At 56.2% G+C, this 24,118-nt stretch carries 24 protein-coding genes; 13 read left to right on the top strand and 11 right to left on the bottom strand.

Annotated features, from left to right (window positions below):
• The 4 genes from CW354_RS11280 to CW354_RS11265 all read left to right on the top strand — a co-directional run bounded on the left by CW354_RS11280 (nucleotide 1) and on the right by CW354_RS11265 (nucleotide 4,076).
• Nucleotides 1–864 (top strand): isocitrate lyase/PEP mutase family protein, encoded by an 864-nt coding sequence (locus CW354_RS11280; protein ID WP_104830189.1) that lies wholly within the window; start codon nucleotides 1–3, stop codon nucleotides 862–864.
• Nucleotides 865–1,055: 191 nt separating this feature from the next.
• Complete coding sequence (locus CW354_RS11275) at nucleotides 1,056–1,997, top strand: NAD-dependent epimerase/dehydratase family protein (protein WP_165793665.1); 942 nt, start codon at nucleotides 1,056–1,058, stop codon at nucleotides 1,995–1,997.
• A gap of 13 nt (nucleotides 1,998–2,010) precedes the next feature.
• A complete protein-coding gene (locus CW354_RS11270; RefSeq protein WP_104830187.1) occupies nucleotides 2,011–2,685 on the top strand; it encodes a TetR/AcrR family transcriptional regulator in 675 nt (224 codons plus the stop codon).
• A gap of 35 nt (nucleotides 2,686–2,720) precedes the next feature.
• Nucleotides 2,721–4,076, top strand: a complete 1,356-nt coding sequence (locus tag CW354_RS11265; RefSeq protein WP_104830186.1) for a spinster family MFS transporter — start codon at nucleotides 2,721–2,723, stop codon at nucleotides 4,074–4,076.
• Between the two features lie 130 nt (nucleotides 4,077–4,206).
• Here CW354_RS11265 and CW354_RS11260 read toward each other — a convergent pair whose 3' ends face one another.
• The 3 genes from CW354_RS11260 to CW354_RS11250 are packed head-to-tail and all read right to left on the bottom strand — an operon-like array spanning nucleotide 4,207 to nucleotide 7,807.
• Complete coding sequence (locus CW354_RS11260; protein WP_104830225.1) at nucleotides 4,207–5,604, bottom strand: sulfatase family protein; 1,398 nt, start codon at nucleotides 5,602–5,604, stop codon at nucleotides 4,207–4,209.
• Nucleotides 5,605–5,615: 11 nt separating this feature from the next.
• Nucleotides 5,616–7,004 carry a sulfatase family protein gene (locus CW354_RS11255; protein ID WP_104830185.1) on the bottom strand — a complete coding sequence of 463 codons (1,389 nt, stop codon included), beginning with the start codon at nucleotides 7,002–7,004 and terminating at the stop codon, nucleotides 5,616–5,618.
• A gap of 59 nt (nucleotides 7,005–7,063) precedes the next feature.
• Nucleotides 7,064–7,807 (bottom strand): TetR/AcrR family transcriptional regulator, encoded by a 744-nt coding sequence (locus CW354_RS11250; protein ID WP_104830184.1) that lies wholly within the window; start codon nucleotides 7,805–7,807, stop codon nucleotides 7,064–7,066.
• A 262-nt stretch (nucleotides 7,808–8,069) separates the two neighbouring features.
• Between CW354_RS11250 and CW354_RS11245 the strand changes: the two genes are divergently transcribed.
• Complete coding sequence (locus tag CW354_RS11245; protein ID WP_104830183.1) at nucleotides 8,070–10,946, top strand: TonB-dependent receptor plug domain-containing protein; 2,877 nt, start codon at nucleotides 8,070–8,072, stop codon at nucleotides 10,944–10,946.
• Between the two features lie 131 nt (nucleotides 10,947–11,077).
• Here CW354_RS11245 and CW354_RS11240 read toward each other — a convergent pair whose 3' ends face one another.
• From CW354_RS11240 to CW354_RS11220, 5 genes are read right to left on the bottom strand one after another with little or no spacing between them, the layout of a single operon-like run.
• A complete protein-coding gene (locus tag CW354_RS11240; RefSeq protein ID WP_104830182.1) occupies nucleotides 11,078–12,742 on the bottom strand; it encodes a carboxylesterase/lipase family protein in 1,665 nt (554 codons plus the stop codon).
• A 30-nt stretch (nucleotides 12,743–12,772) separates the two neighbouring features.
• A complete protein-coding gene (locus tag CW354_RS11235) occupies nucleotides 12,773–13,462 on the bottom strand; it encodes a 4-carboxy-4-hydroxy-2-oxoadipate aldolase/oxaloacetate decarboxylase (RefSeq protein ID WP_104830181.1) in 690 nt (229 codons plus the stop codon).
• 6 nt (nucleotides 13,463–13,468) lie between these two features.
• Nucleotides 13,469–14,323 carry a class III extradiol dioxygenase subunit beta gene (locus CW354_RS11230; RefSeq protein WP_104830180.1) on the bottom strand — a complete coding sequence of 285 codons (855 nt, stop codon included), beginning with the start codon at nucleotides 14,321–14,323 and terminating at the stop codon, nucleotides 13,469–13,471.
• Nucleotides 14,324–14,326: 3 nt separating this feature from the next.
• Nucleotides 14,327–14,710 carry a protocatechuate 4,5-dioxygenase subunit alpha gene (gene ligA, locus CW354_RS11225; protein ID WP_104830179.1) on the bottom strand — a complete coding sequence of 128 codons (384 nt, stop codon included), beginning with the start codon at nucleotides 14,708–14,710 and terminating at the stop codon, nucleotides 14,327–14,329.
• A 19-nt stretch (nucleotides 14,711–14,729) separates the two neighbouring features.
• The gene (locus CW354_RS11220) at nucleotides 14,730–15,047 is read right to left on the bottom strand and encodes a 2Fe-2S iron-sulfur cluster-binding protein (protein WP_104830178.1); all 318 of its coding nucleotides are present in this window, start codon (nucleotides 15,045–15,047) and stop codon (nucleotides 14,730–14,732) included.
• Nucleotides 15,048–15,291: 244 nt separating this feature from the next.
• Between CW354_RS11220 and CW354_RS11215 the strand changes: the two genes are divergently transcribed.
• Entirely contained in the window at nucleotides 15,292–16,746 is a 1,455-nt protein-coding gene (locus CW354_RS11215) for an MFS transporter (protein WP_104830177.1), read from the top strand.
• Here CW354_RS11215 and CW354_RS11210 read toward each other — a convergent pair.
• Nucleotides 16,709–18,181 carry an MFS transporter gene (locus tag CW354_RS11210; protein WP_104830176.1) on the bottom strand — a complete coding sequence of 491 codons (1,473 nt, stop codon included), beginning with the start codon at nucleotides 18,179–18,181 and terminating at the stop codon, nucleotides 16,709–16,711. The genes CW354_RS11215 and CW354_RS11210 overlap by 38 nt on opposite strands.
• A gap of 144 nt (nucleotides 18,182–18,325) precedes the next feature.
• Between CW354_RS11210 and CW354_RS11205 the strand changes: the two genes are divergently transcribed.
• From CW354_RS11205 to CW354_RS11195, 4 genes are read left to right on the top strand one after another with little or no spacing between them, the layout of a single operon-like run.
• A complete protein-coding gene (locus CW354_RS11205) occupies nucleotides 18,326–18,796 on the top strand; it encodes a hypothetical protein (protein ID WP_104830175.1) in 471 nt (156 codons plus the stop codon).
• 10 nt (nucleotides 18,797–18,806) lie between these two features.
• Nucleotides 18,807–18,953, top strand: coding sequence for a hypothetical protein (locus tag CW354_RS23415; RefSeq protein ID WP_165793664.1), 147 nt, complete (start codon nucleotides 18,807–18,809; stop codon nucleotides 18,951–18,953).
• Nucleotides 18,946–19,407 (top strand): hypothetical protein, encoded by a 462-nt coding sequence (locus tag CW354_RS11200; RefSeq protein WP_133162286.1) that lies wholly within the window; start codon nucleotides 18,946–18,948, stop codon nucleotides 19,405–19,407. Before CW354_RS23415 ends, CW354_RS11200 begins: the two co-directional genes overlap by 8 nt.
• A gap of 9 nt (nucleotides 19,408–19,416) precedes the next feature.
• Complete coding sequence (locus CW354_RS11195) at nucleotides 19,417–19,656, top strand: hypothetical protein (protein WP_104830173.1); 240 nt, start codon at nucleotides 19,417–19,419, stop codon at nucleotides 19,654–19,656.
• Between the two features lie 26 nt (nucleotides 19,657–19,682).
• On the opposite strand, the gene CW354_RS11190 is transcribed toward CW354_RS11195, so the two are convergent.
• Nucleotides 19,683–20,327 carry an NADPH-dependent FMN reductase gene (locus CW354_RS11190; protein WP_207764769.1) on the bottom strand — a complete coding sequence of 215 codons (645 nt, stop codon included), beginning with the start codon at nucleotides 20,325–20,327 and terminating at the stop codon, nucleotides 19,683–19,685.
• Nucleotides 20,328–20,357: 30 nt separating this feature from the next.
• Nucleotides 20,358–21,581: an acyl-CoA dehydrogenase family protein gene (locus tag CW354_RS11185; RefSeq protein WP_104830171.1), complete on the bottom strand. Its 1,224-nt coding sequence runs from the start codon at nucleotides 21,579–21,581 to the stop codon at nucleotides 20,358–20,360.
• Between the two features lie 186 nt (nucleotides 21,582–21,767).
• Between CW354_RS11185 and CW354_RS11180 the strand changes: the two genes are divergently transcribed.
• Genes CW354_RS11180 through CW354_RS11170 form a run of 3 tightly spaced genes read left to right on the top strand, consistent with a single transcriptional unit; the run spans nucleotide 21,768 to nucleotide 24,109 of the window.
• Nucleotides 21,768–22,769, top strand: coding sequence for an amidohydrolase family protein (locus tag CW354_RS11180; protein WP_104830170.1), 1,002 nt, complete (start codon nucleotides 21,768–21,770; stop codon nucleotides 22,767–22,769).
• 13 nt (nucleotides 22,770–22,782) lie between these two features.
• Nucleotides 22,783–23,448, top strand: coding sequence for an RraA family protein (locus CW354_RS11175; RefSeq protein ID WP_104830169.1), 666 nt, complete (start codon nucleotides 22,783–22,785; stop codon nucleotides 23,446–23,448).
• A 4-nt stretch (nucleotides 23,449–23,452) separates the two neighbouring features.
• Nucleotides 23,453–24,109, top strand: coding sequence for an RraA family protein (locus CW354_RS11170; protein ID WP_104830168.1), 657 nt, complete (start codon nucleotides 23,453–23,455; stop codon nucleotides 24,107–24,109).
• The last annotated feature ends 9 nt before the right edge of the window (nucleotides 24,110–24,118 follow it).

Below are 24,118 nucleotides of genomic sequence, written 5' to 3'. Positions count from 1 at the left end.
ATGCCGGACCGAACAATACATGAAGCGTTGAAAGTTGAAGATCCGCTTATCGTTCCTATCGCTCATGACGCGCTTTCGGCACGGTTGATTGAGAAAGCAGGATTTCACGTCTACAGCATTGGCGGATTCGCTTTGGCAGGGGTTAGGCATGCGCTGCCTGATGTCGGCGTCCTGAGTTTTGGCGAGTTCGTTAATGGCGTGTGCGACATTATGGGGGGCTCCTCGCTTCCAGTCATAGTCGATGGCGATGATGGTTATGGAGACGTGAAAAACGTTACAAGAACGGTGCAGAGCTATGAAGCTATGGGCGTCGCCGGACTGGTTCTGGAAGATCAGACCAACCCAAAGCGCTGTGGGCATATGGATGGGAAGTCCGTTGTTCCCTTGGACGTGGCGACAAGAAAGCTGGAAGCTGCGCTTGCGGCGCGCCGCAGCTCGGATTTCTTTATTGTGGGCCGAACGGATGCGCGGTCTGTAACGGGACTTGATGATGCGATTACGCGTGCGCGCCGGTTCGCTGATGTTGGCGTTGACGCCGTGATTGTTGAAGCTCCGCAAAGCGTTGAAGAGCTCAAACGCGTCGGCGGCGAAATCGATTGCATTCAATTCGCCAATATGGCCGAAGCCGGGCGGACGCCGATCCTTCCCCCCAAGGATCTGAAAGATATGGGCTTTTCTATTATTGTTTATCCCGGCACCTTGTTGCTGCGGGTTGTAAAAACTGTCTGTGATGCTCTTGACGATCTGCGTCAAGGAACACTTGAACTGCCCGAAGGGACAAAGAATTTTGCCGAGCTGACTGAATTATTCGAATTGTCGAAGTGGCGCGATATAGACGATAAGTTTGGCGGAGGGGAAAGATAAAAGTGGCTACCGCTAAACGCATATTGATGATTGGCGGGGGCGGCCCCACGGGTCCGCTGATCGTTGACGCGCTTCTTGCTGAAGGTCACGATGTCACGGTTCTGAACACCGGCCGTCATCCGGTTGAATTCGCCGCGCCGGTCGAACGCATCAAGGCGGATCCGAATTTCCTGGAACCTTTGGAGGAGGCGTTGAAGGGGCGTTATTTTGACGTCGCCATAGCGCAATATGGGCGCCTGCGGCTTGTAGCGCAGGCCTTAACCGGGCATGTGGAACATGTCATCGCCATTGCAGGCATGTTTTATCCGGGGTGGATCGATCCGGCGGCGACCGTCCGCCCATCCTCTGAAAGCGGTGAAAAACGCGATTGGACGATGGCTTATCTTGATGAAGCGCGCGCCATGCCGGAAGATATGCCCTTGGACCCCGTTGGCAAATTCGGCGCGCGTGTCGTGGAAACGGACACGGCAATCCGCTGGGCGCATCAACATGGGGCGTTTGACGCAACGATCTTGCGTTACCCGCGCGTATACGGTCCCCGCCAGCCTGGCGCTGCAGAGTGGAGCATTATTCGCAGGCTTTTGGACGGGCGACGGCGCATCATCGTCCCTGAGGGCGGCTTTCTTGTGCAAAGTGTTCTCTATGTAGAAAATGCCGCGCGAATTGTGCTTGCCGCCATTCGCGACCGCTCGGCGTCAGCCGGGCAGATTTTCAATTGTGCGGATGACGAGCCTCTCAGTTTGCGCAAATGGGTCAGAAGCATCGCAGCGGTTTTGGGGCTTGAGAAAGAAGTGGAGATGGTTTCAGCGCCAGCGGCGCTTGCCAAGCCGGCTTGGCCATATGCACGCTTTCCGCTCACGACAGGCCACCATATTCTCGATACATCAAATTTGTCGCGCCTCGCTTATAGTTCAACGCCTTTCGCTTATGGCATTCAGCGAACCGTTGAATGGTATCTTGCAAATCCAAAAGAGCGCGGCGCTGCTGTCGAAGCGCAGCTGCGCGATTCTTTCCGCTATGACCTGGAGGACAGAATTTTCTCTATTCTTGACCGGGCAAAACTTGATATTGAAGCCATTGAGTTTCCAGAGTTCGATATGGCGCATCCTTATGCGCATCCGAAGAGGTCTTAGGGCTGAGAATTAAATGGCCAGTAAACGCAAAGCAAAGCCAAAAAAAACTGCTGCAAAAAAGAAGCGCGGAAAACGTGAAACAAACAGCCGCGATCGTATCTTGAACGCAGCCATGCAAGAGTTTTCTGCTTACGGATATTCTGGTGCGCGGATCGACAGGATAACACGCAATGCGGAAGCCAATCCCCGCATGCTTTACCATTTTTTCGAGTCCAAGCGCGGGCTTCTTGATGCTGTACTAAGTGAAATATTCAAACGTCGTCTGACTGAAATGGCGGAAACGCCGCACAGTATTTATTCGCTTTTGGAGCTTTACTTCGATGGCTTTGCAGCAGACCGTCATCGCGTGCGTCTTCTCGAATGGGAAGCGTTGGAAGCGAAATTACGCAAAGACGATTCTGATCTGACTAATTTCGACGACAGGCGCGATGTAGTGGCTAAGCGCGTGAAAATAATTTCTGACCTTCAAAGCGAAGGAAAACTGCCGAATGGCATAGATGCGGATTTGCTGTACCTGATTTTCGTCGCTCTCACCATTTATCCAATGAGTTATCCGCAGTCTGTCATGATTACGACCGGGGAAGATGCTTTTTCCGAGCGGTTTCGGGCCCGTTACCGCGCCGCACTTTTGAAGCTGGCTTTGCTTTTGGATACCGCAACCCGGGAAGAAAAAAGAGACAACAAATAAAGCCGCCAGCGCGTGAAGGCGTCACGCGCTCAGGCATGACGATTGTCGATTTAAATCGAACAATACAACTATGTCACGGGGTTGGATGGATGACAGATAACCATTTAAAGAATGCCGGCTCACAGAGCGGGTGGACGCCGTCTAATATCTATACGCTTATTCTCCTTACGCTAATTTATGCAATAAATACTGTTGACCGAAATTTGCTTGGACTTCTTATTCCGCTCATTAAAGGCGACCTCAATCTTTCGGACACTACAATTGGGTTGTTATCCGGGTTTGCTTTTGCCGCATTTTATGCAACTGCAGCGCTCCCTATTGCGTCGCTGGCGGACAGATGGAACCGTAGGAACATCATTGCAGCGGGCTTGGCGTTTTGGAGCGTCATGACGTTGTGTCATGGTCTTGTTCGCAATGCTTGGCAGTTGGCGTTGACCCGCTTCCTCCTCGGCGCTGGCGAAGCTTCCAGCGTTGCGCCGTCTAATTCCATTATCGCTGATCTTTTCAATTCAGAGCAACGGCCTGCCGCGCTTGGCTTTCTGGCGGCGTCGACATCAATTGGCGTACTGATTGCGTTTCCTGTGCTCGGTTTTGTCAGCGAGGAATATGGATGGCGAGTGAGTTTTATAGCGGCTGGCGCGCCGGGGATTGCGCTGGCGCTTATATTGTTTTTGACGGTGCGTGAACCGAAACGCATTGCGGATGCGTCCCATTCTGGATCGACTTCGCCGGTTGCGCTTGGCGAGGCGCTGACCCGCTTGGCGTCAAAACCGGCGTATGTTTTTGCGGTCGCAGCAGGGACGCTAATCAGTCTTAACATGGCCGTGATGCATACTTGGGTGCCGACATTTTTGTCACGCGTTCATGACCTCAGTCAGACTGAAATTGGAAGCTTTATTGGCGTTTTGCGTGGAGGCGGCGGTATTATTGGGGGGCTTGGCGGCGGCTGGTTGGCGACTTACCTGGGTCGGAAGGATCCGCGTTGGCGTTATCGTGTGCCCGCCTTTGCGATGTTGCTTATCGCTCCCGCGCAACTTCTTTTGATATTCGGCGGCGACTCGCTCTGGAAGGTCGGGTTGGCGCTTGAGACGCTTCTGGTGATGGCGCAGATCGGGCCGTTATTTGCGCTCCTTTTGGCGTCGTCGGACGAGCGCACACGTGCAGTAGCGATCGCCACCTTTTTGTTTGTCTCTAATATCATTGGTCAAGGCGGCGGACCCGTTATTTCCGGATTGGTGAGCGACGTCCTGACGCCTGCTTACGGCAATGAAGCTATTCGCTATGCGATGCTAATCTCGGTAGTGGTTGCGCTTGTCGCCGGCCTTTTTACGCTGATCGCTGGCAAGCTTCTCAAGGCGCCGCCGCCGCCAGTATTCCATTTGCAACGCTAATGCCGCAGCGTTTGCGAGCGTTACGCACGCCGGCCGCACCCGACCCAACTTATCGTGTTGCGACCCGCGGGAATGACGCGACGGCTATACGATTAATTTGTTGATCGAGATTGGCGCCAATTTAAAGGCGCTAATAACGATCGGAATAATTTCCCTTTTTGACATCATGGCTGTAGCTGTCTTCCGGATAAGGAAGCATCGTTGCATCCCATTCTTGATACGCAGTCTTCAGTTGCGCGAAGCGTTCGGGTTCTTTGTCTTTCAGATCGGCCCGCTCGCGCTCATCTTCCGCAAGGTTGAACAGATGTTCGAAACCGCCGATTTTTAGATATTTCCAGTCTCCATCGCGGATCGCGGATTGTTCGTTCGCCTTGAACCGCCAACACAGTTTGCGCTCGACGGCTGGCGCTTGCCCGGTGAGTTGGTCGAGGAGATTCTCGCCGTCGGAAGGAAAGCCAGGATCTTGTTGCGCGCCCGCCGCGGCGAGCAGGGTGGGCATCCAGTCCATCGACGTGATAACCTGTTCAGAGCGCCGGTTTTTCTTGATGTGACCCGGCCAGCGAACGATCCCCGGCACGCGTATCCCGCCCTCCAGAAGTTCGCCTTTGACGCCGACAAACGGCCAGACATCTGAATAACGCTCGCCGCCATTGTCGCTGGTGAATACGACGATGGTGTTTTGATCGAGGCCGGCGCGCTTCAATGCGTGCAGGACTCTTTCGATGTTTGCGTCCATGCTTTTGACCATGGATGCGAAGATGCGGATATTTCCGCCATCTTCATGATTCAAATCGGTCAGTGTTTCCGAAACTTGTTCATCATTCGGGCCGATCCAAGGCCAGTGCGGGGAAGTGAAGTGGAGACTGACGAAAAACGGCGTGTCCGACTTCGCTGAGTCTTCTATGATGTTGATCGCACGGTCGGCGAGCAAGTCCGTAAGGTAGCCTTCATCCAACGCAGGCGCGTCCTGGTCGATCAGCACAGTTTGTTCGGCGTAGTTTTCACTTACGGTGTTGTCCGGGGAGTGCCTGAAATAATCCGTACCCCCGCCATATATGCCGTAAAAACTGTCATAGCCGCTTTTGAGCGGGCCGTATTCAGGCGGCGCTCCCATATGCCATTTTCCGATAAGCGCAGTTTTGTAACCGGACTTTTTCAGGAGAGACGGAAGCGTCGGATGATCGGGCGGAAGCCCCAGATTGCGTCCTCCCGGCTCTTGCAGCCCGAATGGAAGGCGATACTGGTAACGTCCCGTAATAAGAGCGGTCCTCGTGGCCGAACACACCGCAGAGTTCGCGTAGGTCTGCATAAGCTGCAGGCCGTCCGATGCCAGCGCATCGATCGCCGGCGTTTCGAAATCCGTTCTGCCGTAACAGCTCAGGTCAGCGTAACCGAGATCGTCAGCCATGATGAATAGAATATTCGGCTTTTCTCCGCCTTGTTGTTTGGCGTTTGCGGCGGGGCTGATCGAAGCCGCCCCGATCGCAGCGCCGCCGGCGAGTACGGCGCGTCGGTTCCAGTTATGCATGCTAAACTCCATTAGTATCTGTCGCTGTAATTGCCCATCGTCACATCATGACTGAAGGTTGAAGCTTCATAGGGCAGCATCGTTTCGTTCCAGGCTTCGTAGTCGGCTTTGAGGCTGGCGAAGATATCGAGATTTCGTTCCTTGAGGTCTGCGCGCTCACGCTCGTCTTCCTTCAGATTAAACAAATGTTCGGCGCCGCCGATGCTGAGATATTTCCAGTTGTCTGATCGCAGAGCGGCCTGATCGTTCGCCTTAAAACGCCAGTAGAGCTTTCGCGAGCGGGTCGACCCGTTCTGAAACTCAGGCAATAGATTGACGCCGTCCGGCGGGTATGCCGGATCGGGAGACGCGTCCGCAGCGGACAGCAATACCGGCATCCAGTCCATTGACGTGACGATCTGGTCTGAAACGCTTTCCTTTTTTATTCGTCCCGGCCAGCGGATAAGACCCGGCACGCGGATGCCGCCTTCCAGCACCTCTCCTTTGACGCCGACAAAAGGCCATGAATCGGAAAAACGTTCGCCGCCATTGTCGCTTGTGAAGACCACGATCGTATCGCGATGCAGCCCCGCCTTGCGCAATGATTGCAGGACCCGGCCAATATTAGCATCGAGGTTTTTAACCATACGGGCGTATGTGGCGATGCTGCCGCCATCGAAATGGAAAAGGTTTGAGAGATTTTCCGATACTTCTTCGTCATCGGGCCCTTCCCAGGGCCAGTGCGGCGCCGTGAAATGCAGGCTGATGAAAAACGGCTTGCGGTGCTTATGGGCGGTTTCTATTTCCAGAACGGCCCGATCGGCGAGAAGATCGGTCATGTATCCCTCGTCCAAGGACGGTTCATCCTGATCCGTTAGAACGCCGTCGTTGCGCGACGCCGTTTCCGGCGCGTGCTGAAAATAATCGCCTCCTCCATAGACGCCGTAAAATCTGTCATAGCCGCTTTTCAGTGGTCCATAGTCCGGCGGCGATCCCAGATGCCATTTCCCGATGAGCGTAGTGCGATATCCAGCATCGCGAAGCAGCGAAGGAAGCGTTGGATGATCTGCGGGCAATCCTGCGCCGGACTTTCCCGGGCTGGGTTCTTCCAGTCCGAAAGGAAGCCGATATTGGTATCTGCCTGTAATGAGCGCAAGGCGCGTTGCCGAACATACCGGCGAGTTCGAGTAGCAGTCCGTGAGACGCAATCCGTCTTCGGCTAAGGCGTCTAATACTGGCGTTTCGAAATCCCTGCGGCCATAACAACTCAAATCCGCATAACCGAGATCGTCGGCCATGATGAACAGGATGTTCGGTTTGTCTTGTTTGGAACCCGCGGATGCGCCAAACGGAGCAAAAGAAGTCGTGGCGGCGGTTGCAGCCGCAACATTCAAGACCTTGCGGCGGTCCCATCTTGGCATCTTGCGCCCTCCCGTCGATTTTTTTCGTTCCTCTACTTTTGTAGAGAATCGGGGCGCGGTCAAGAGGCGATCGTTTTTATTATATTTGCATCGAGCGGCAGGTCTTCTTGCATCTTGTCGGTATCTGCGATGATCTTACGGATTACATTTTCATAGTATTCGATAGTGCGGTCGCGGCCGAAAACGGCGTTGGGCACGAGCACAAACGTCATGAAGCTGCCGCGCCTGAAATCGCCATACTCGGCGGCCGCGTGACGCGGATTTTTAGCTCCCAACAGACGGAACATTTTTTCATCGAGATCGAATATAGGCTGCATTGTTCGGCGCTGTGCTTCCATCAGCGACTTGTCGCGAATCGCCATGATGAAAAACTCGACCCGCGCAAGATTTCGATAGAGCGGAGGCGAGCTAATATATTGCTTATATGTTTCGAATTCTGTTTCCGCAAAATCGCTAAGTTTGACCTGTTTTTTTGAGGCGGCCTTTTGGAAGACGGTCTCGTAGCGTTTTCGATGCCGTTCGAGCGTTAGTGCGTTCAACCGTTCAAGGCCGGCGGCGATCAGATCGTCCTTGCGGCGGAAATAATAAGATGTCGAACCGTCGGGCAGGCGCAAAAAACGGTCTATTTCACGATGGGTAAGACCGCGGGCGCCGGCGCGACCAAGCACCTCAATAACAGCATCCGCGATCAGTTCCTGCCTCGATCGTTTCGCACGGGGCTTCTTCACGGAGGGTTTTTTGGTGGTTTTTTTTCGCCGACTGGTTCGCGTTGTTTTTGTGGAGGCGTTCATGGTCGCAGACATTTAGGTCAATCTATTGCGGTGCACAACCATGATCGCTTTCCAGAGCGTCCGTTCATCCGTGTCCGCATTTAAATTTGCACCTTTGCCTTGGGCTGTCTTGTGCGCCGCAGCAAATGCGCTCGATCATTACGGACCGAACATATGGTTATACAAAATCGACTAATCATATTGACAGCTGTGAAAAAGTCTGTTCGATTCCAGGCCATCTACAGAAGTAGAGGCGCGCTAGAAAAATCAGCGTCGCGTTGGGAGGGATCAGGAAATGCAAGGCTCAAATCATTACAGGACGCTGCGTTCGCAGCGCCGGCTATCTTTGTTATTGGGATCGGCATCGGCGGTTTCGATAATTGCTTTAACGCCAGTCTACGCTCAGGACGACGAAAGCGACGAGAACCGGGACGTAGTGACGGTGACGGGGACCCGCATCCAAGGCATCGACCCGGTCGGCTCGGAAGTTCTTACTGTCGGCGGCGATGACATCGCAAAGAGCCGCTATTCCAGCACTGCGGACCTTTTGCGCAAAGTTCCACAAGTGCTCTCATTCGGGGGCAATGAAGGGCGTGCGGGCGGCGCCGGCTTTCAAGGCGACGTTGTTAACGTTTCTTACGCCAACAGCCCCAACCTTCGCGGTCTTGGCACTGCGGCGACATTGAGTCTTGTGAACGGCCACCGCACGCCGGCGGTCGGCCCCAACAGCGACATCTTCGAACCGGACACGGTGCCGTCAATCGCCCTGTCGCAAATTCAGATCGTCGCCGACGGCGCCTCCGCCATATATGGTTCGGACGCTGTTACCGGCGTGATGAACTATATTATGCGCGAACCTTTTGACGGCGCGCAGGTTTCGGGCCGCGTAGGATTCGCGGACGACCACATGGACTGGAAAGCCGCGGTGATGCTCGGCAAGACTTGGGACACTGGCGGGATCATGGTCGCCTATGAGCACATCGATCGCGAAGCGCTCGCCGCGTCTGACCGGCCAAAACTTTATAATGACGATTTCTCGGAATATGGCGGGGACGGACTATCGCTCGCCACCGCGCCGGGCAATATCCTGACGCCGTCGGGCTACATGGGCATTCCTGCGGGCTCGTCGACGACGCTGACTCTGTCCGATCTTTTGGCGTCGCCGAATACGCAATCACGCTGGACGAATACCGATGCATTGCCGGCGATCGATTCCAACAGCTTTGTCGCAAAGTTCAATCAAGAGCTGGCGCCCGGGTTTGAGCTTTACGGCGACGGCATATTTTATCGCCGCAATATTACGATCCGGCAAACCCCCTATGACACCTTGGCAGGACCGCTCGTCGTTCCCGTGACGAACCCTTACCACCCGTGCAACAACGGCGGATCGGCTAATGGAATCACTTGTCCCGATCCGGTCACCGTTCAGTATAATTTCTTTGGCGACCTCGGTCCGCACTTGCGCGACGGTTATGAGCAGACCTGGAACGGCACGGCCGGTTTCCGGTTTGACCTTCCTATGCCGGACTGGACGGGTGATGTTTACTTCAGCTACGGCAAAGCGAAGAACAGCGTCAGAACGGATGATGGCGGCACTGCCCGCGGCACTCTTCCCAATGTTCTGGCAGGGGACTTCGGCGCCATTCCCGCCTTCAACCCGTTTTGCGACGGCACGCCGGGATGCAATGATCAGGCGACGCTCGATTATCTCGACTCATGGAGCACGACCAATTACTGGTTCAAACGCAAAATGGTGTCGGGAAGTTTCACCGGTCCTCTCTTCTCGATCACCGGCGGCGATGTCAGACTTGCGATCGGCGGCGAGCACTATCGGGACAGATTCGACTCGTTCAACATTTCCGGCGCCAGTCAGGTTGTGACGGAGGGCGTGCATTCGCTTAACGGCCGCAATGTCTCGGCCGCGTTCGGCGAACTATATGTCCCGCTTGTCGGCGACGCCAATTCGATGCCGGGCATTGTCAGTCTCGAGCTGACCGCGGCGGGCCGCTATGAAAACTATAGCGACTTTGGCGACTCTCTAAATCCGAAATTCGGCGTCAACTGGGAGCCGTTTGAAGACTTTGTCATCCACGCCAGCTTCGGCAAGTCGTTTCGCGCGCCTGTGCTCTCGTCTAATAACCCGAACGCGCAAGCCGGCACATATACGAGATTTCCTATCGACACCATGCTCATCGATCCCTCGCTTGGATATATGGGCGCGCCCGGTTTTACGACGCCGACCTACATCATTGGCGGCAACGGAACGCTTGGGCCTGAAAAAGCCAAGACCTATTCTGCCGGTTTCGAGTGGACGCCGTCCGATGTCGACGGCCTGACGCTTTCGATGAACTATTATCGTATCGATTACACAGGCAAGATCGACTACCCCGCTTTCAATGTGGGGCCGCTTGCGGCGCTCAACACGCCGTCGCTTTCTCCCTTTGTCTTTTTGAATCCGGGCGCCTTTTCTACGTCGACTTTGTCCCAAGCGGAGTTCGATGCGCTCATAGACGCCCTCAACAACGGAACGGCCCAGCCGGCTTTCTCTCCTTACGATACGGTTGATCGTCTGACTATCGGGCCTGCGCCGTCGCCCGGACCGGGCGGCACAATTGCCATCATCGACGCCCGCCGGAACAATATCGGCGTGGTCAAAACAAGCGGTCTTGACTTTACTGCGTACTATAACTTTGCAGCGCAGAATATTGACTGGACCGTGGGCGCGGTTGCGACTTATGTGCTCAAATATGATGAAGCGATCGCCCCCGGAGCGCCCATCGAAGACCGTGTGAATTACTTCGGCGGCCCGTTAAAATTCGCCGCGCGCGGCGAAGTGACGGCCGATCTTGGAGAGGTTCAGACCTCTCTCTATCTGAATTTCGCCAACGCCTATCATATCGAACGCCGTTTCATTCCAGCTGCGGCGCCGGACGAGTATCTGGACATAGACGCCTTTGCGACTCTGGATTTCAGCATCACCTATTCACCGGATGCGACGGGACTGCTCAACGGGCTCGATATGACTTTCTCCGTTGAGAATGTATTCGACTCCGATCCGCCGCTTGTGTTGAATGCAACGGGCGGAGCGAACTTCCCGGGATTGCAATACGACAATTCCCGCAACAGTCCGCTGGGACGGGTTCTCTCCATCCAGATCAGCAAGGCGTTCTAAATTATCACCCAGAGCCCGGTTGCGTCTTTATCAGAACCGGTTCTATCAACTGAAAGCCGGCGCTAACTGCGCCGGCTTTTTTTATGCGCAGGCAGCGCACAGAGAGTGCTGATTTGGACAAGCCGCACCTATCAGGGCTGGCGGCCTTCGGGCGTGCGGCGCCAGGCGAAATAGTCGTCGAGGATATCGTAGCGTTCATAGGAGGGCAGCGCGCCGGCATGAGGGCCGTTTTCAAGAATCATCACCTGGGGCTCATTTTCGGAGAATTGCGGCCAATGAGGCAGCTCGCCGTCGTTGGGATCGAGAGTCTTGACGAAGTTTGTCCAATAATCGGCCATTGCGTCGGAAAGCGCGGCGTCCTCCGGACGCCAGGGAATCTCCGGATAGACCTCGAGATGATCGAAGACATAAGGCATTTCCGCAGCGTGAGGAGCGCCTTTTACGTTGGCGAACGGATGATCTTCCGGGTAGGGCGGGCGTTGCGCGAAATAATACATGTAAATGGGTTTCGTCCCGGTGCGGCTTTGGAGTTTCGCCCAGGAAAGCGTGTGCCAGCCGAACATGACGTCGGTTGCAAGGTCGCGGGAGGCCTGCGTGGCGTCGTCGGGTTCGGCGGCGTAGGCCTCGAGCAGCGTTTCGGCATAAGGGCCAAAACGGTCGCGAGTCGCCTTTTCATATTCAGCTGGCGTCACCTGGCCGCCCCACATTGAAGCTTCGTCGGAGTTGAAGCCGATCAGCGCGGCGACATCGTTATATTCGCCTTGTTCGTAGAGCTCGTATTGGTCGCCTAGAATGACATAGCCGTCGAGAACTGGCCAGCTGAGCCGCATTTCTGGAAACGGGGCGTCGGGTGAGGGCAACGACGCAGCAAGGATATCCGCCGCAGGCACCGTGCGCATTTCAGCGATATCCGCCGCATTCAGTTTCTCGGCAAATTCGATACCGATGGCTTCGGCCTGGTCGAGGCGCTGGACATTTTCTCCGGGAAGGGGCGGTGAATGTGTGGGGCCGAAAGAGCCGCCGCTTTGAGAAATCGCGCCGCGGAAAAGCCCTTCCGCGAGGGGGGAGGTTGAAAGCATGGAAACCGAAATCGCGCCGGCGGATTCGCCGAAAATCGTCACTTTGTCCGGATCTCCGCCGAAATTCTCGATATTGTCCTGCACCCATTTCAGTGCTGCGATCTGATCGAGCAGACCGTAATTGCCGGAGACTTCTTGCGGAGACTCCGCGCTTAAAGCGGGATGAGCGAGAAAGCCGAATGGACCGACGCGATAGCCCATGGATACGACAACAACGCCGCGCGCAGCAAGTTCATCGCCATTCTGCACGGGATTTGACGTTGCGCCGGCCGCAAAGCCGCCGCCATAAATCCAGGCCATGACAGGCAGCCTTTCATCGGCGGATGCCGCTGGCGTCCATATATTAAGATAAAGACAGTCCTCGCTCGTATTGTGTTCGGGCGCTTCCAGATATTGGGCGTTTTGGTAACAGCTGGGCGCAAAACTTTTAGCTTCGCGCAAGCCGTCCCAGTTTTCCGGCGGTTCGGGCGGGCGCCAGCGCAAGTCGTCGACCGGCGGGGCTGCGAACGGAATGCCGAGAAAAATCGAAAGCGGGCTTTCGCGCACGCCTTCCACATGACCGTGTGTAGTGACGCCTATGGGGTCGGCAGATGCGAGATCTTGCTCGGGAGGCTCTTGCGGTTGGCTGCAACTTGCTGCGGCAAGCAGGAACAGCGCGGCGAAAGAAAGATAGAGATGGCCCCCGCCATGTACTCCTTTGACAAACATCAGCGACATGGAAGCCTCCCATTTATATGCGCCCCTTGGTCAGGGCAGGTCTTTTTGACTTATGTAACGGATTTCTTTCGCCTTCAGCTTTTCGCGAAGGTTGAACAGATCGAGGCTTTTCTCGCCGGCGCAAAGACGCCGGCGCATTTGCGCTTCTTTTTTCTCGCGCGCCTCAGAAAGGTTGGCGATTTCATCGACCCGATCGATATCGACAATGCAAACGCCGTCGTCATCGGCGATAACGACGTCGCCAGGCTTGACGAGGGCGCCGGCGCATACGATCGGCATATTGACCGCGCCAAGGGTCTCTTTGACGGTGCCTTGCGCAGATATGCATTTTGACCAGACCGGAAATGCTATTTCCTTCAATTCCGCCGTGTCGCGCACGCCGGCGTTGATAATCAAAGCTTTAACCCCATGAGCGATAAGCGAGCGCGCGAGCAATTCGCCGAAATATCCGTCGTCGCAATCGGAGGAGGGAGAGACGACAAGAATATCGCCGGGAGCGCATTCCTCAATCGCCACATGGATCATCCAATTGTCGCAAGGCGGCACCGTCACCGTCACCGCCGGGCCTGCGATTCGCGTTCCCGAATAAACCGGCCTCATATAGGGGGCCATCAGGCCGGTGCGGCCCTGCGCCTCATGAATAGTGGCTACCCCGAAGCGGCCGATTCGCTCTATCTGGGCGGGGGCCGGCCGGCGAATATTCTGCACGACAATGCTCATGCGGGGTTAATCCGCCTTGGCGTCGAGCACGATATGGCCGACAGCGGTGTTGGAAGCGGGCACATGATAAAACCGGTGCAATTCTTTTACGCGTTGAGGCAGGGCGCCGCGCATAATCAGCCACATGATGAGCTCTATGCCTTCTGACCCGGCTTCCGTCACATATTCCAGACGGGAGATGTCGGCCACTTCTTCCGGATTATCGGCCAGACGGGCGAGAAAATTCTGATCCCATTCCTGGTTGATGAGGCCGGCTCGTGCGCCTTGCAACTGGTGGCTCATTCCTCCGGTTCCCCAAACCTGGACATTAAGATCCTGGTCAAAGGCGGCGACCGCGCGGCCGATCGCCTTGCCAAGCTCATAACATCGGCGCCCGCTGGGCGTCGGATAGACTATGACGTTGACGGCGACAGGAATGACCATGCACGGCCAGGAGTCGTTGACGCCGCGCTTGCCGAACATCATGGAGAGAGGCGCCGTCAGGCCGTGGTCCACATCCAGTTCATTGGCGATTGTGATGTCGAAATCGTCTTCGATCACCGATTGCGCAATATGCCAGGCAAGATCCGGACACCCTATGACATCGGGTATCTGTCGCGGTCCATATCCTTCGTCTGCAGGCTTAAAGCTCTCGCCGGCGCCGATGACGAAAGTCGGGATAAGACTCATATCGAAAGCGACGCCGTGGTCGTTATAGACGAGAATAACGACGTCTGGCTTTTCTCTCTCGATCCATTTGCGCGAAAATTCGTAGCCGTCAATGATAGGCTTCCAGGCTGGCTCCTGCGTTTTGTCCGTATCGATGGCGCGCGCGATCAGGGGAACGTGGGATGTGCCAACGCCGGCTGTAATTCTCGCCATCGTTCAGTCTCCGGTGTTTTTTTCTTTGGCGGGCGCGCGCCCTCCATCATTCATCATTTGGATATAGTCCTCTTCCGTCATGCCGCACATTTGCGCGCAAACATGCGTAAATTTGAGGCCGTCGGAGGAGAAAATTTTTGCAAGATAATAAACATTGCCGCCCAGCGCGATCATGCGGTTGTAATCCCTGTCGAGAACCGCTTGTTTTTGTTCTTCGGTTAGTTTCCACTCATCAAGATAGGCGCGCTCATTGGCTCGAAAGCGCTGACGGTTTTCATCTTTCAAGAGCGAGGCGCAGACCTGGTTAAGGTGGTACCCCTTGCGGGCCAGCGTAGAGTCGAACACTGTCGTGCCGGGCACATTTCTGTATTTTCTTTCAAGGTCCACAGGGGCGGCCTTTCTCGCTCTAGTCCTCGGGCGCAATGGTTACATGGAGCCCGCTGAGCGCGTCATTAAAAACTATCTGGCAGGAAAGACGCGAATTTTCGCGCCGATGAAAACTGCTTTCGAGGAGGCTGTCTTCGTCATCGCTCATCGGCGGCAGGTCGTATTCATCGGTTTTGTCGACATAGACATGGCAGGTGGCGCAGGAGAGACAGCCCCCGCAAATGGCTTCAAGCTCGTCTACGCCAGCGGCCCGCACCGCCTCCATTACGGACTGTCCGACTTGGGCCTCCACAGTCCGGGTCGAGCCGTCGCGTAAAGTTACTGATATTTCGCTCATTTTCCTTGTCACGTTTCCAGGCTGCGAAGGGTAGCGGCGCCGGAGGTAGGGGTCAACAGATAGTATACCAATATTGTATTCGATTTTGCGGGGTGCTATGAGCGCTGAAAAGCCATTATCTGACCGCCCGCTGCGGGTTGCGCTCTCCGCGTCTGAACCTGTGGCATTCAGCGCGAGCGGCTATGGACCTGCTCCGGCGCGGCAGGCGCGCGGCTTTCGACCCTGTTGAGGAGACACGTCACTGATGAATGAGGCGGGTGAGAGCCTGAGCGGCGTGTCGGCGGAGGATGCAACGGGAAAGGGCGGCCTTTTCAAAAAGACGCTTGCGATCGCTATCCCCTCATTCATGACGCAACTCGACGGTGCAATGTTTATCGCCGCCCTACCGCCCATTGCGCGCGCGCTTGGCGTGACGCCTATGGAGCTCAGCTTTGGCGTTACGGCGTTTTACATTGCGCATGCGATTTTGCTTCCCGCCTGCGGTTGGCTGATTGACCGCATCGGAGCGAAGACCGGATGTCTTTTCGCCCTTGCGGCTTTTGCCCTCTTTTCCGCATTGACGGCTCTGTCGTCGTCATTGGCGATCTTCGTCATCTGCCGTTTCCTTCAAGGCGGCGCGGCTGCTTTGATGTTGATCAGCGCAAGAAACATTCTCCTGGCGGTTACAGACGATTCGAACCGCCTCAACGCCATGACCTGGGTGAGCATGCCCATGCTGCTGGCGCCGACGCTTGGCCCGCCGCTGGGCGGCATAATTGTGACCTGGTTCAATTGGCGTGCTATATTTCTGGTCAATATTCCCGTGGCTATCCTTGCGGCGGCGATGATCGCTATCCTGCTGCCGTCGGTCCGGTCGGGTTTGCTGCGCCGCTTTGACTGGGCCGGTTTCCTGCTGGTCGGCGGGTCCCTTATATGCCTTATTTCGGCGCTTGGGATGGTGAGCAACGAGGCGCCATTCTATCGGTTGTTTGCAGGTCTTCTCACGGTCGGTACAGTGCTTGGCGTCGCCGCCTACCGGCATTGCGAGCGGACGGAACACCCTATTTTCGACTTTTCTGTTTTCCGCACGCCGACATTTCGCATGAGCACCATAGGCAGCGGTCTTGGCGCCCGGATTGCATTCAGGGGGCTCTCCTTTGTTCTCATCATCATGCTTCAGTTGGGGCTCGGCATCAGCGTCCTTAAGGCTGCATTCATTGTCTTGGCGGTGGACGCCGGCGATCTTGTAACCAAACCGTTCGTCTCGCCGGCGATTAAAAGAATTGGCTATCGTAACGCGCTTTTCGCCACTTCGTTTATCGGCGCCGGGGGGCTTCTGTTTATTGCAATAGGGGCGGGCAATCAGCCTATTGCGCTGTTGATATGCGTTCTCGTTGTAATCGGCGCGGCGCGCGGCATCCTGTTTAGCGGCACAACCGGCCTGACCTATGTCGATATTAGGCGGGAGCAGCATAATATGAGCTCTGTTGTTTCAGCGACGAGTTTGCAGCTCGGCAACGCGCTGGCCGTGGCGTTCGTCAGCATTATACTTTTGATCGCCGGCGCTGTGACAGGGCGCGCGGGCGCCGACCCGGGACTTGCCGAAACCAAAATCGCAATACTGGCTCTCGGCATCGTCGCCGCGATTTCGGCGATCGGTTTCAGGAGCCTGCCGAAGACGGTTACGGTTGGGAGGCCCGATGTGGCTTCTTTGAAATAAGGTCGCCGCCGTCTTCGGGTTTAAGGGTGGCGAAGATTGCGACCGAACCGCTTACGAGCAGGGCGATGGTGACAAAAGGCAGAACGAAAGCGCTTGCGTCCGGTTCAGCGCCAGGAGACGCCAGGCCAAGAACAAGCGCTGCGATGGAAATGCCGATCGCCATTGAGATGCGTTGCGCCACCGATGAGATCGACGTCGCCGAACCGAGCTCTGTGCTGTCCAGGCCGGAAAAGTTGAGGGCGGCCAGCGTCGACAATTGCACGGAATGAAACAAACCTAAGACAAAAAGGTAAGTTGCAATCAGATATATTGGCGTCGCTGGGCTGAGCAACAATACGCCAAGCAGCATGAGAATCAAAATTACGCTGTTGACGACGAGCGTGCGCTTGACGCCTGCGTAATTTATCAATCTGTCGATTATGAGGCGCGTGGCCATCTGACCGAGGGCCAGTACGCCGAGCAATAACCCTGCCTCGAAGGGGCTGGCTCCGAATCCGAGCTGGAACAGCAGGGGGAACAGGAAAAGAATGGCGCCGAGCGCAAGCCGTGAAAACGCGCCGCCAAAGACGGCGGCGGAAAAAGAGCGGTGACGGAATACTTTGAGATCGAAAATTGGCGCAACTGTGCGGCTCAGATGGTGGAATAATGTCAGTGCGGCGATGATGAAGATTCCGAATGCGGCTGCCGCAACATAAGTCAGTTCTTGTTCATTTGCGGTGACTTCAAGCGCTGTCTGGAGGGCGGCGAGCATAATTCCCGCTAAAATGAAGCCTTTGAAATCGAAGCGTTGCGCATGCAGCGCTTTGAATTTTTCAATCAGCGAATAGCCGAGCGCGAAAACCAGCGCGCCGATAGGCAGGTTTATGAGAAAGATCCAGCGCCAGCTAAAGTGCGTTGTAATGAATCCGCCGACCACTGGCCCTAGCATCGGCCCCATCAGTCCCGGAATGACCATGTAGCTCATGGCGCGGACCAGTTCATCGCGCGGGAAACTGCGCGCCAGGAGAAGCCGGCCGACCGGCGTCATCATGGCGCCGCCGGCGCCTTGCATGCACCGACCAGCAGTCATGACCTCCAGCGAGCCGCTGATTGCGCAAATCAGAGAGCCCAGCGTGAAAATTGCGATCGAACAAAGGAAGATATGGCGGGCGTCGTACCTGTCCGTCATCCAGCCGCTTGCCGGCAAGAACACCGACAGGCTGAGAAGGTAGGATGTCATCAAGACACCGAGTTCGGTCGCGGAACGGTCGATTGAGTTTGCGATTTGCGGCAGGGAAGTTGCGACAATCGTTGTGTCGAGCCCCTCCATGAAAAAGGCGGCGCCGACGATGAAGGCCAGCGCATAGGACGGAGGCTGAGACGGCGTTTCATCAGCAGACGACTTGCGAGCGGTCTCGCCCGGCGCGCGGGTGCGAGACGGTGGTCTGTCCTGCATATGAAACACTCTTAAATTTGTTTAGCGCATATAATCTAACAATCTTGCGTTTTGTTCAATGCTAATCCATACTTTTCAACATGACCGGCGAAGGCTGGCGAGAGGGGTCGCGCAAAGACGCGGCAAAGCGGAGGGAAATCGCTAATGGGCCGGCTTGCGCATCCTGCGAAGTATGTTGTGGTCGCCGCTCAGGGCTTTTTCGGTGGACATTCGCTCTTTTCAGGGCTGAATTATTTTTTTCAATGGCTCCCGTCGCCGCAGGTGACGCATCCGCTCGCCGGTCCTTTCATCGATTCGATGACGGCCATGGGCCTGTTCGACGTCATCAAGGGCGTTGAAGCGCTTGTCGGCGCGCTATTGCTTTTAAATATTCTGACGCCGGTCGCCTTGCTCATGGAACTGCCGATCAGCATATCGATTTTTTACACGAGCGTGATTGTCGTCCATTCCGAGCGCTCGCTTTTTACCGGAACCCGCGAGCTCGTTCTCAATCTGTTTCTCATTGCGGCCTATTTCGGGTTTTACAAAGGCCTGTTGAAACTGCGTCCCGAGATGCGTCCATTGTGGCGCTGGGGAGCGCGCGAACCCATGACGGGTTCGCCTGGGCAGGGTTAGGACGCGCGTGATGCAGGACTATCGAATTTATTATGACTTGATCCCGATCGCGGCGATGATCATCGCCGTTATAGTCGCTGTTATGCGGGATTTGACCAGAAAAGACAGGCCGGCCGACAAGACGGCGCAACAAGAATCCGGAGAAGGTCATGAATAAGTTGTTTGGCCCGCAATTTCAGCATTACGCAATTATCTTCGTGCGTTATTTCTTTGGCGGTTTCAATCTGATGTCAGGGCTCAACTATTATGTGCGCTTCTGGCCCTGGCCGACACTGCCGCCTTCGCCGAGCGCGACCTATATCGATGTCACAATCACGCTGGGGCTGTTCGATGTGGCGAAGATCATTGAAATGATTGCGGGCCTGATGTTGATCTGCAATATCGGCGTTCCTATCGCATTAATATTGCTGTTTCCGGTCACGGTCACGGTTTTCATTCTCAACGCATTTCATTCGCCATTGCCGCATATTATGGCTTCGGGCACGCGCAACATGATTTTTCACCTGATCCTGTTTGCGGCATATTCGGGCTATTTTCTCCCGCTTCTGAAGATTCGTGCGAACCCGTCGCCGATCTGGCGAAATTTTCCATACATAAAAAAATATTTTTAGGAGGAACTGATGGATTGGAGTCTTTTCGCATTCGCGTTTGATGGACATGTCGACCATCACAGCATTAACCCGCTCGAAATGACCAACTATGAGCGCTTTGGATATATATGCGGTTTCGTAGCCGTGATTGTCGCGATTATCTGGGATCGGCTGAAGAAACGAAAAGCGGACGCCGCGCCGGAAACGGAAACGCTTTACACACCGGCGACGCGTAAGAGTTTGTCGGCTGAAGCTGGTGAGAAAAAGTAAGCGCGGCGAAAGAAGCCGTTTCAGCTTCAGCGACGCGCCGACATGCCTGCAAAAGTGACAACCTGTTCGGCCATGATATCGAGTTGGGTTTTCACCTGTTCGTCGACTATGGTCTTGGCTTCGTCGAATACCGGAAGCGACGTGTTCACCGCAACCGCCATTGGCGTCGGCCAGCCGCGCAGAGAATGTGTGATGGCGCGGAGGGTGGCCAACGTGCTGCCTGTCGCTTGCCAGCCGCCGGCGGCGGCGATAAGCCCGACAGCGCGGCCTTCGAAATAAGGCGCCTCGTCCTTATACATGTCCTGCACGTAATCGATGGCGTTTTTGATCAGGCCGGACACCGTGCCGTGATAACATGGAGAACAAAGAATTATCCCATTTGCAGCGCGCAAGGCTTCAATCATCCGTTTGGCCTTGTCTGTACGTTCATCATTGAATGGCGCGTAAATCGGCAGATCGAGATCGCCGCCCGTGAAGATGGACGTGTTTGCGCCACGCTCGGCGCACCGCTCAAGCGCATAGCGCAGGAGGCGCTCGCTTGAGCTTCCCTCGTTCAGGGCGCCGCCCAGTCCCACGACATGAATCTCGCCATGGGGGGCGTCGTCTTCCACAAGTCCCCCGAAAAAATCCTGAACGCCCATATGCCTGAGAAGGGGATTGTCGCTTGCCATGCGGTAAAACTCCGTTCTGTGATCTGCCGGTTAACGCCGGCCGGTGCGCAGCGCATATCCGGCGGCGTCGCCAAGTCCGGCCAAGGCGCGGCCATAGGCCGGCATTGCAATTTCGCGATTAAAAGCAAAATGCTGTGCGGCCGAATTGACGTCGCGCCAGATGCGCTGGATCTGCGCGCCGTCATAAATCGCGCGGCCGCCGGAAATTTCGAACATGCTTGTCGCGGCGCGGCGCGCGGTCTGCGCCGCCCACGACCAGTCTCGCGGAAAGCGCGCGCGATCTTCTTCGGAAATGTCGGATCGCGAAACGGCTGCATCAATCAGTGCAACGTCTGCGAGGACGAGGGTCATTGCGGCGTCGGTTTCGGCCGCCGCCTCGCCGATGCGTGCGAGCTTGCTCGAATGATGCGCAATTGCGAGCTCATCGGCATTGGAAAGGTCTGCCGCAGCTTCGCGGGCGGCGTTTTTTACAGCGCTGCGAGCCATGCCGATCGGCGCGCCGATGATTGAAAAGGGAGCGATGTCGGAAAAGGGCAGTTTGTAAACGCCCCGCTCATGCAAGGCTGCGCCCGGCGCGGTTCCCTTCAGCATATCTTCCAGGCGGCAGGTGCGCCATTGAGGAATAAACGCCTCGGCGATGCGAATTGAGCGGCTGCCCGTGCCGCGCATTCCTGCCGTGCGCCAGTCATCGATTATTTCAATGTCGGATCTCGGGATGTTGAAGAAGTAAGGCTCGAGACCGCCGTCTGGTTTACGAACGGCGTTGCCGACAATCACCCAGTCTGCGAAGTCGATGCCGGAACAAAATCTTCCCTCGCCCTCTGTCAGCCGGAAGCCGTCATTCGTTTTTTCCACCTGTCCGTTGAGGCGAAAGACGGTTGCGGCAAGAGCGCCGTTTGCGCCAAAGACTTCTTCTTGCGCCTTTAGCGGAAACAAATTGAGCATCCAGCTGTGTCCGGCGAGCACGCCGTAGATCCAGCCCGTAGATCCGCAATATTCGGAAAGCTGAGCCGTGACCCGGACAAGGTCGGCGAAACCGAGTTCCGCCCCGCCAAACGTCTTCGGAACGACAATGCTGAAAAGACCGAGCGCGTTGAGTTTATCCACGATCTCGGCGCTAACTTTGCGCTCGCGCTCTGCAACAGGCGCGTAGTCTTCAATCTCGTCTTTGAGGATGCGCGCCCGCTCCAAGGCTTCTTCGCCTGTTGACGGCGGCGCCAGAGGCGCGGTTTGCTTGGCCGTCGATTTTGACATGTGCGCTCCATTCCTCCCCAGGCTGGCCCGGTTTTCTTTGCCGCCCAGCCGGCTGCCGAGCCGCGGCTTTTCGCCTGCAGAACGGCGATTGACCGCGCTGCATAAATTGTTATACAAAATAGTATCCAATAATTTGGCGCAATACAAGATTAAGTCGGCGGAGCGTCCCGGGAGGGCCGGAAATTCATGATCATAGACTGCCACGGGCATGTCAGCGCGCCCGCAGATTTGTGGGTCTACAAATCGCTGTTGTTATCCCATCGCGGAGAGCACGGACGGAAGTTTCCCGAGATTTCCGATGAGGAACTGCTGCGCTACGCCAACAAGAAGGAGATGGCGCCCTGCGGCCATCTTGACATGCTCGATCGTGTGGGAACGAAGCTGCAGCTGCTCTCGCCGCGCCCGTTTCAGATGATGCACTCGGAAAAACCGGGCAAGCTCGTTCACTGGTTTACTGAAGAATCCAACAATATTATCGCCCGGCAGGTTGAGCTCATGCCGGACCGCTTTATTGGCGTCGCGGGGCTGCCTCAGGTCGCTGGAGATCCGGTCGAGGTCGTGCTCCCCGAACTCGAGCGCGCTGTGGTTAAGCTTGGCTTCAAGGGCTGTCTTCTCAATCCTGATCCGTTTGAGAATTCGGGCGTGGAACCGCCGCCGCTCGGCGACCGTTATTGGTATCCGCTATATGAGAAGCTTTGCGAACTTGACGTGCCGGCGCATATTCACTCGGCCGGATCGCGTTCCGAACGCGCTCCTTATACGCTGAATTTCCTCCTTGAAGAGACAATGGCCGTCTATGGCCTTCTGGTGTCGGACGTATTCAAAGACTTTCCAGACCTCAAAATAGTCGTCAGCCATGGCGGCGGCGCTATTCCTTTTCATGTGGGCCGCTTCAGAGCGTCCGCAATCCGCAGAGGCGGCGATTTCATCGAAGAAATGCGCAATCTCTATTATGACACCGTGCTTTATTCGGAAGAGGCGTTGCGCCTTTTGATCAAGACAGTGGGTGCGGACCGTTGCCTTTTCGGCGCGGAATGTCCGGGCGTCGGTTCTGCGGTCGATCCTGACACGGGCGTGACGCTCGATGACATCGCTCCGTTTATCAAGGGTTTCGAATGGCTGAGTGAGGAAGAGAAAACGATGATCTTTTCCGGCAACGCCAAAAAAGTGTTTAAGTTGGATATTTGATCGGAGCGAAGGCATGGCGGAACAAGCGGAGTTGCTCTCCCGGCTGCGCGCGCTCGATTGCTGCGCCCTGTCCGACGCGCTCGACAAGCTGGGCTTGAAAGGCGCCGTCACGCATCTGCCGCAGCAATCCGGCGCAGGGCGAATTGCGGGGAGGGCGGTCACCTTCAAGGTGGCGCCAGGTGAGCCGCCGCCGGGGCCCGTGCGCCATCTCGGCACGCAGGCGATTGAAGCCGCCGGCCCCGACAACGTTATTGTTGTCGAACAGCGCAGCGGCGTCGAAGCCGGATGCTGGGGCGGGCTTTTAACGCTCGGGGCCAAGAGCCGCGGCGTTGCTGGCGTGGTCGCGGACGGGCCCGTTCGCGATATCGACGAGGCGCGGGCTTGCCAATTTCCGATTTTCACCAATCGGACAACCAGTTTTACGGCGCGCGGCCGCGTCGTCGAAAAAACCTTCAATGAACCGATTAAGATCGGCGATGTGGAGGTCGCTCCGGGCGATTACGTTGCCGCAGACAACAGTGCGGTGATTGTTATCAAACCGGATAACATTTTGCGCGTTGTCGAAGCGGCGGAAGCGATCGCGGCGCGCGAACGGGCCATGGCGAAAGCGATCGGCGAGGGGAAATCGATCTCGGCGGTGCTTGGCGGCGATTACGAGCACATGCTGGCGAAGGAATAGCGAAATGGCGGAAGACGTGAATGTCAAACGCGCGGCGGAATACGATACGGCGACCCTGAGCGACGCGCTCGACCGGCTCGGCATTGTCGGTCAGTGCTACAAGATTGCCGGGCGTTCCGATGCGTTTCAGATGACCGGGCGCGCGTTCACCATGATTTGCGGACCTGCGTCGACGCCGCCCGGCACGGTCGGCGATTATATTGACGATGTGCCGGCCGGCGAGGTTGTGGTCATTGATAATGGCGGCCGCGAAGATGCGACCATCTGGGGCGATATCCTGACTGAAATCGCTCACCGGCGCGGAATCGCCGGCACGGTGATCGACGGCGTCAGTCGGGACGTCGCGCTTTGCCGCAAGCTTGGATATCCGGTGTTCAGCCGCGGCCACTGGATGCGCACGGGCAAGGATCGCGTACAGGTCGAGGAAATGGGACGCCCTGTGAATATCGGCGGCGCGCGCGTGGCCCCGGGCGACATCATGCGCGGCGACGCCGACGGCGTTATCGTCATCCCGCGCAGCCACGAGAACCGGATTTTGGATATTGCAGCGGAAATCGCCGCGGCCGAAGACAGCATCCGCGAAGCGGCGCGCAGCGGCATGCGCCTCGATGAGGCGCGCCGCCAGCACCGTTATCATTCTTTGCAGACACGCAAAGATTGAGCGGGCTTG

The sequence above is a fragment of the Hyphococcus luteus genome, assembly GCF_002943565.1.
In the GTDB taxonomy this organism is placed as follows: domain Bacteria; phylum Pseudomonadota; class Alphaproteobacteria; order Caulobacterales; family Parvularculaceae; genus Hyphococcus; species Hyphococcus luteus.
Note: the sequence above shows the minus strand (reverse complement) of the source record. Positions and strands in the feature narration are given on the sequence as shown.